General features: G+C 30.2%; 6 protein-coding genes and 2 pseudogenes. All 8 read right to left on the bottom strand.

Annotated elements, in window-relative coordinates:
- Positions 1–202: 202 nt before the first annotated feature.
- On the bottom strand, positions 203–961 hold the full coding sequence (locus F555_RS0100210; protein ID WP_018153219.1) for an ABC transporter ATP-binding protein: 759 nt from the start codon (positions 959–961) through the stop codon (positions 203–205).
- Positions 962–988: 27 nt separating this feature from the next.
- Positions 989–2035, bottom strand: a complete 1047-nt coding sequence (locus F555_RS0100205) for a FecCD family ABC transporter permease (RefSeq protein WP_018153218.1) — start codon at positions 2033–2035, stop codon at positions 989–991.
- A 12-nt stretch (positions 2036–2047) separates the two neighbouring features.
- Positions 2048–2539 (bottom strand): annotated as a pseudogene (locus F555_RS08790) (methyltransferase); the annotation flags it as partial.
- A gap of 365 nt (positions 2540–2904) precedes the next feature.
- Entirely contained in the window at positions 2905–3693 is a 789-nt protein-coding gene (locus F555_RS0100195) for a hypothetical protein (RefSeq protein ID WP_018153216.1), read from the bottom strand.
- A 296-nt stretch (positions 3694–3989) separates the two neighbouring features.
- Complete coding sequence (locus tag F555_RS0100190) at positions 3990–5186, bottom strand: hypothetical protein (RefSeq protein ID WP_018153215.1); 1197 nt, start codon at positions 5184–5186, stop codon at positions 3990–3992.
- Between the two features lie 30 nt (positions 5187–5216).
- Positions 5217–6044 (bottom strand): DUF4855 domain-containing protein, encoded by an 828-nt coding sequence (locus tag F555_RS0100185; RefSeq protein WP_018153214.1) that lies wholly within the window; start codon positions 6042–6044, stop codon positions 5217–5219.
- A gap of 431 nt (positions 6045–6475) precedes the next feature.
- The gene (locus F555_RS0100180) at positions 6476–7564 is read right to left on the bottom strand and encodes a methyltransferase (protein ID WP_018153213.1); all 1089 of its coding nucleotides are present in this window, start codon (positions 7562–7564) and stop codon (positions 6476–6478) included.
- 35 nt (positions 7565–7599) lie between these two features.
- Positions 7600–7771 (bottom strand): annotated as a pseudogene (locus F555_RS09560) (iron ABC transporter substrate-binding protein); the annotation flags it as partial.

Genomic DNA, 7771 nt, shown 5'->3' with positions numbered 1-7771 from the left:
GCTGACTCACAAAAATTCGAAGAATTTTTGTCGAGACTCACAATCCACCGCAACATAGTTGCGGGGAAGTTGAATAATCGTAGATTATTCAACTAAACCAAAGGTTTTTGTCGAGAAGTATATTTTAGTCAGCTTTATGACTGGTAGTGTTAAGTTTGTTATGTCCGATACTATAAAATTGCAGAACGATTATAAATTATTTTTAGTCTCTTATTGGAACTACCAGGGGAATTCCATTAAACTCTTCAACATGGACATCAACGCCATAAACTTCCCTTATGTTATGTGGGTTTATTATATCCCGCTCCCCCTCAGCAAAAATCTTCCCGTCTTTCAGCATTATAAACTTATCAGAATACCTTAAAGCAAGATTCAAATCATGCATAACAATAATTGAAGCAATATTTTTGGATTTTGATATGTCTCTTACAATTTTCATGGCTTCCAATTGATTTTTTAAATCAAGATTGTTTGTTGGTTCATCCAACAAAAGCACCTGGGGTTCTTGAACAAGAGCTCTTGCAATTATCACCTTTTGGAGCTCACCGCCGCTTAATTCATTTGTGTATCTTAAAGCATAATCTTCTAAATTCATAAGTTTTAAAATTTTGTGAGTTAGTTCGATATCCCTTTCTGACACTTCCCATTTTATATGCGGTTTTCTTCCCAAAAGCACAGCATCAAATACAGTCATGTAGTTTCCATCTGCCCGCTGTGGAACATATCCCATTTTCCTTGCAAGTTCCATGTTATTCAGTTTGCTGACGTCGTGATTATCAATCAATATGGTTCCAACCTTTGGTTTTAAAATTTTATTTATACATTTTATTAGTGTTGATTTCCCAGCTCCATTAACTCCAAGAATGGAAACAACATCCCCTCTATTTACTTCAAATTTCACATTTTCCAGTATTTTTTTACTTTTATATGAAAATTCAACGCCATCAACTGAGAGAATCATAATTACCACTTTTCATTTGTTATTTTTTTACCTTTTATACATCCTTATAATCAGATACAAAAACATCGGAGCTCCCATAAATGATGTTAGTATTCCAACAGGTAATACTATTGGAGATATTATTGTTCGTGCAATGGTATCGGCTATTAAAAGCAACACCGCACCAAATAGGGCAGATATTGGAATTAAAAATCTATAATCTCCACCAATAAATATCCTCACAATGTGGGGACATATAAGCCCTATGAATCCAATTATTCCTAAGAATGCCACATTTACAGCTGTTAATAGTGAAGCTATAAACATTCCTATTAATCTAGTTCTTTCAGTATTAACTCCCAATGATTTTGCAGTTTCTTCCCCGGCCTCCAATGCGTTGTAGTCCCACCGCCTGTATATGAAATACAACAATGCAGGAATCATAATTGCAACCATAATGTATATTTCATCCCATAGTGGTCTTCCCAAGTCTCCAAATGTCCAATATACCATTGCCGCAAGCTGTAAGTCATCGGCGAAGTATTGAATCAACATTGTGGATGCTGTGAATAGTGAGCTCATAGCTACCCCAGCCAAAATCATGGCCTCAGGGGACAGTCCCCTTAGCTTTGCAAGTAGTAGTATAACAAAAACTCCAATTAATGCACCGAGAAATGCAAAAATAGTAATGGAGTATGGATTATTTACAAATATTCGACCTGTGCTTTCCGCTCCCCCTGCACTGAAAAGTATTATTGCAAGTGAAGCACCGAACATTGCCCCGTGGGAAATTCCCATTGTAAATGGACTTGCAAGGGGATTCTTTAAAATACACTGCATAACTGCCCCAGCAACTGCCAAAGACATCCCTGCAATTATTGCAGCAAAAACCCTTGGTAATCTCATATTCCAAATAACTAACTCCGCATTACCTGTTCCATTACCTATTAAAGCATCTACAACCTGATTGACAGTTAATCTGTAATCTCCAACACACAGGGCATATACTGCACTTAAAAATAAGATTATTAATAATATAATCCCAAAAGATATCTTCTTTTCAGTATATTGTTTATATTTTTGTGGAATATCCATATTATCACAGTGTTATTTTGAAGATTTTTTAGCAACAATCATTTTTGCTGGTGAATTGTTCTTAAATCCTAAAAGTTCTGGAATATCGGCAACTTCTAAAATCTCAAATCCTAAATATTTTAAATATTTTAAATAACTATCCAAGTTTAAATCCTCTTTAAATGTAAATCTTACTTTCTCTTTTTCAAGCCCTTTTGGTTTGGAGAAGTTCCATTCCATATTGTTTAAACAATCTTCAATACATTCTTCCTTTTCTGGAAAGAACTGCTTATTTATAAATAATCCACCATTATTTAGGGCATTATAGACTTTTTTTGCTATTTTTGGGTTTTTCCCTCCTGGGTTGTATGATGTAAATATTATATCATAACCCACCCCAATATCGTCATTATAAAAATTCCCTGCAATTGTAGAAACATTTTTTGCATTGTATTTTTCAATGAATTTTTTTGTTTCTTCAATGACATTTGGTAAATCAAAAACACGGCATTTTAGGTTTTTATTTTATTATTAAAAATATTGAGATTTGAGGTTGTTATGGAATATAATAATATTTGTATTGTTATCTTATATATAAAATATTACATTAACCAAAATAATTATTATGAAAACTATAAACTTTTTGTAAATTTATTAATTATTAAGCTAAACTTCTGAACTTTGCAGAGATTTTTGTGTTTGAAAAATAATTAATTTTGAGAGTTATGTAGAGTTCTCTTCCAATGTTTATTATAGTAAAATCGCTTTTTTTATACTTTTACTTTCATATATATTACCTCATTCTATTTTTCAATCTGTTCTTGACATATTCAAAATATCATAATCTCTATACATATTAGGTTTTTTGGAGAAATGTAAGAACCACTCCATTATTTTACCTGCAAGCATTCTTTGCATTTATCCAGTAATCTATCATACACTCCAACATCTTTACTCTTTACATAATCAACATACAACTCATCCAACTTCCTTATATATTTGTTATGATAAATCTTAACTAGATTAACTATTCTTCCAATGTCATACTCTTTTATATCATTATAAAATTCATTCAAAACATGCTCTTTTCTTTCTTTATCCATTAAAACTTTTTTCTCATAGAAACCTTTAAAATATATCGGTCCCTTTCCCAGTTTATACAATATTGGGCAAAATACACAAGCATGATAACAACTTGAAATTAGGTTTTTATTTAATTTTTCATACTCTTCAGCGAGCTCAGTTTTTGATATATTTAAGTGGATAAATGGTGGGAATAAATTGTAATTTTTACACCACATTAAGAATCTATCTCTATCTTTAATATACTCCTCCATTGATGATGCTACAACCCCACTATTAGAGTGTTTAATATTGTCCCAGACTACACAACCACTACGATAATTATGTGTCTCATTCTCTAACTTTGTCCCGCACTCCCCACATTCAATAAATCTATGTTTGACACTATTTGCTTTCATAATCCATATTATCTCATCTTTAATCCATTTTGGGCTTCTATCTGAAATAAAAGTTACTGCCTCAAAATCAAAATCATATTCTTCCCTAAACTTTAATAAATAACTTAGCAATACTCTATTTTTCATACCGTGTGAATACAACAAAGTGTTGCATTTATTGTTCTTAACTAAATTCCAAAGATTTTCTTCAAATGACATATCCATACACCAAATAATTTTAAGAGTATCGGGGATTTCCTAAATTCACTTTTCGACGAACCTCTAGTTTTTATGGGCCTCAAATATGGATTATAAGTCTTGCTGGTCCCTACAAATCTTTTTGATTTGACCGATGGGAAATAAAAGATTTTTAATCCAACTCGTTTCACTCTTGATAAAGAAAATCAAAGATTTCTAAAAATCTACCTATTTTCAAAATAAAGAAAACCTGCGGTTTTATAATTTCTCTGCTACTCTTAAGGTAGTAAAAACCATAGAGAAAGAAAATAAGAGAATTATGATTTTTTTCCCATATTAGCTAAAATCAAAATTATAATTAAAAGTATTAATCCATAGAGATAATAATATAAACCACTATTGGTTTCATTTTTCATATTATTATTTCCATTTATAATATTAACCAATTGCTGAGTTAAATCTTCCATATAATTTCCATTGAATTTAACTAATTTTGCAGATTCTTTATTAACCCCCGCTAATAACCAATACCTATCTTTATCCACATAAGTAATATAATCAACTCTTTTAACTTCTAAATCTGGAAGATTTTCTATTTTTCCATTTTTATATAGATAGCATCCGCTTATTGGATAATCAACTATGCAGCATCTATTAGGTGAGCTCAGGATTTTTGTAGATATTAATAAAACTTCATTACCACCATAATCCATTGTATAAATTGGTTTATTAAGAATTTCTGTTAAATTTCCATTATTGTATAGGTATAATCCACAATAACCATCTTTTGAATATAATGAAATTAATAGCTTTTTATAACCGATTGGTGCTATGCATTGCTCTGTTAAATTATTTGGAAAGGTAAATAAATTATATAAACTATTATTTTTATAAATAAAGGCAGATTTTTCTGTAATAATATACCAATCATTATCGTAGGGATTATATATCACATCGTTTGTATGATTTGGCAGAGTTTGACTTTTTACATTTTTAATATCTGTAAAATTATGATATAAAACAAACCACTCTCCATTACATGATGTTGTTGAACCCCTCCACTTAATAATTACGGTGTTTTTGTTATCGGTAACAAATTTATCTATTTCTGCCGTTGAGCATCCTGAATAGTAACCACTTACTGTTGTAGTGAAGTTTTTTCCATCAAAGAACCCTAACATTTCTGGATTGTAAAAAATCCATTTTCCTTTAAAATAACCAACTACAACGGGATGTGTAAAATAACTATAATAATTCCAATTCTTAGGTTTGAAGTTTATCTTTGAATCATTTAATTCAGATTTATTTATTGGAAATTCTGAAATTAGTTTAAACCCTTTTCCATCGTATAGTATTTCATACATTTTTAAGTGGGATTTATCATAAACACTAATCATTGCATCTGTTCCATTTGTAGCCATGCCCTCGAATAATATATTGTATTTTATAGTTTCCTCTGCAAATAGCGGATTAAGAAATACAAATAAAACCAAAAAGAGGATAAATTTTTTCAATTTATCACCTAAAAAAACTTAAAATAAAAATTAACATGTCGAATATCCATCGTTTGGACATGGATGTTCTTCGTAGTGTCTTTTTACCATCCTATAACATTCTATATCGTTACTAAAGTAGTGATAAATATACTTAACATTTCCAACTTTATTCAATGCACAATAATAATTAGCCGCTCTTCTAATGCATATATTTTTATATTTACATCCGCAGTTTTCAATATTTCCTAACACTGTTTTATCGCATTCAAACTCTACGCCCCAACCTCTATTTTTACACTCTTGCATAAATTCAATCAATTTGTTAAAATCCATTTCAGAATCTTTTGTCATATAATAATGAGGTTGTGGAGCTATATTTGTAAAACCTATTAGATTTTGACATAAATCCATATTATTAAAACTTCCTTCAATATTACTAATATCTCCAACAGGTATCCATATGGCAAATTTATTTAATGTATTTTTAACATAATTCACAGCTTTTTTCACATTATCTATACACCCAGATGCATTCAGCATAGTCCAGGCTCCTTCAGGAACAAAATAATAGCCTCCAACTTTGTCTGCTACTCTTTCTTCTATTTTGTCAATCCAGCTTTTCATTTCCTCATAGGTGCAAGTCCCAGAAGGATTCGGAACTTCAACTATTATTTGATACCCAGGTTTATATTCCCAAAATCTTTCAACTATATCTATGAGTGCATCTTTATTTGCAGATTCCCCTTCATCATTGGTTAATATTACAACCCCGTTAAATTCATTGATAAAATCTGGTATTTGACTTGTAGGCGTAAGGGCTCCTGCATAATAAAATAAAGCAACTTTCCATGTTATAGTGTAAGAATCATCTCCCATTTTTTTACACCCCACTTTGTTAAATATATGTCAAAATTTTAACTTGTTTCGGCGAGAAGTCCCCTTCCGTAAGGGAGAAGATGAAAGCCGAAAATTATTTATATAACTATTCTCACAATATTTATTGCTACCGAAAAGAAAAGGTAGCCTAGGGCTGGGACAGTCCGAAGTGACGCCTGTGGAGACTACGGGTCGGAAGCAGGAAGCTCCGTCCGTAAGGTCGGAGTAGTTCACAAGTAATCATTTGATATTATCTATTTTATTTTTTTTGACTATCCAATTTATGATGTATTATTTACTTTTCTCGAATATCATATTCCGCCCTCATAATTTACAGTGATAACTTTTCCTTTCTTTATATTTAAACTTTATTATATAAGGATTTATTATTTATGATAATCCATAAAATTTATGGTTAAGCATACATTAATTTAAAGTTTTTTAGCAACAATCATTTTTGCTGGTGAATTGTTCTTAAATCCTAAAAGTTCTGGAATATCTACAACTTCTAAAATTTTAAAGCCCAAATTTTCTAAGTATTTCAAATAATCATCAAAATTCAAATCCCCCTTAAATGTAAATCTTAATCTACTCTTTTCAAGTCCTGCAGGTTTGGAAAAGTTCCATTCCATATTGTTTAAATAGTCCTCAATATGTTCTTCCTTTTCTGGAAAAAACTGCTTATTTATGAATAATCCACCATTATTTAGGGCATTATAAACTTTTTTTGCTATATTGGGATTTTTTCCTCCGGGATTATAAGAGGTAAAGATTATATCATAGTCATTTCCAATATCATCCTTATAAAAATCTCCTGCAATTGTTGAGATGTTTTTTGCATTATATTTTTCAATGAATTTTTTTGTTTCTTCAACAACATTTGGTAAATCAAAAACACGGCATTTTAGGTTTTTATTTAACATGCTAAATCCAATTGCATACAACCCATGTCCTCCAGCTAAATCAAGAAGTTTTTTGGCATTTTTAAACTCTTCATATTTGGAAATGTAATATAGAACCTTCTGTAATTCCCAGCATTTGCATTCATCAGCCATTCTTTTAACAACTTCTGGAAAAAAGTTATTAGTATCAGTGTTGGAAAAATTATCTTTATTTTTTAAAATATCAATTAAATTTTCCCAATTTTTGATATTTTCGAAGTAGTATGATATTGGATTAATTATACTGAACTCTGAATCTTTTTTTAAATATGTATTGGTTATGTTCGTATTTCGATAGATAATATTATTAGTAATATTACTACTATTACTATTCATTTCAACACGAGATTCGAGAATTCCGAGCTCAGTGAATATTCTCAACATATATTTGGTTAAAGTTAAATTTGTATTTAACATATCTGCCAATTCTTCCGCACTTTTAAAATCATTTAAATAATCAAATAAATTCAAATCTAATGCAGTTTTTAATAAATAAAAAATTCTTGTTTTTGAATAAATTTCATCAAAAAGTTTTAATACCTTTTCTGGACTTTCACCAGGGCATTTTAAAAGAGTCATTTTCATCACCGGAAAGAAAAATAAAAATAGAATAGTTAATTATTAAATTCCAATTTTCCAAATCCTCCTAATTTCTCTTTCATTGCATTATAAACTGGTTTTCCTACAAGGAATGTATATATTTCGTCTGCTTTCTGCTCTGGATTAATATCCTCAAATTTATTAGGATAAATAACCTTACCAATGTAATAGGCATCTGCCAGTGCT

Source organism: Methanothermococcus thermolithotrophicus DSM 2095, from assembly GCF_000376965.1.
GTDB classification, from domain to species: domain Archaea; phylum AGJL01; class Methanococci; order Methanococcales; family Methanococcaceae; genus Methanothermococcus; species Methanothermococcus thermolithotrophicus.
This window is presented reverse-complemented; position numbering and strand designations above follow the sequence as displayed.

Coding starts and splice junctions, on each gene's coding strand:
- F555_RS0100210 (WP_018153219.1), bottom strand. CDS start 961: ATGATTCTCTCAGTTGATGGCGTTGAATTTTCATATAAAAGTAAAAAA.
- F555_RS0100180 (WP_018153213.1), bottom strand. CDS start 7,564: ATGACTCTTTTAAAATGCCCTGGTGAAAGTCCAGAAAAGGTATTAAAA.
- F555_RS0100195 (WP_018153216.1), bottom strand. CDS start 3,693: ATGTCATTTGAAGAAAATCTTTGGAATTTAGTTAAGAACAATAAATGC.
- F555_RS0100205 (WP_018153218.1), bottom strand. CDS start 2,035: ATGGATATTCCACAAAAATATAAACAATATACTGAAAAGAAGATATCT.
- F555_RS0100185 (WP_018153214.1), bottom strand. CDS start 6,044: ATGGGAGATGATTCTTACACTATAACATGGAAAGTTGCTTTATTTTAT.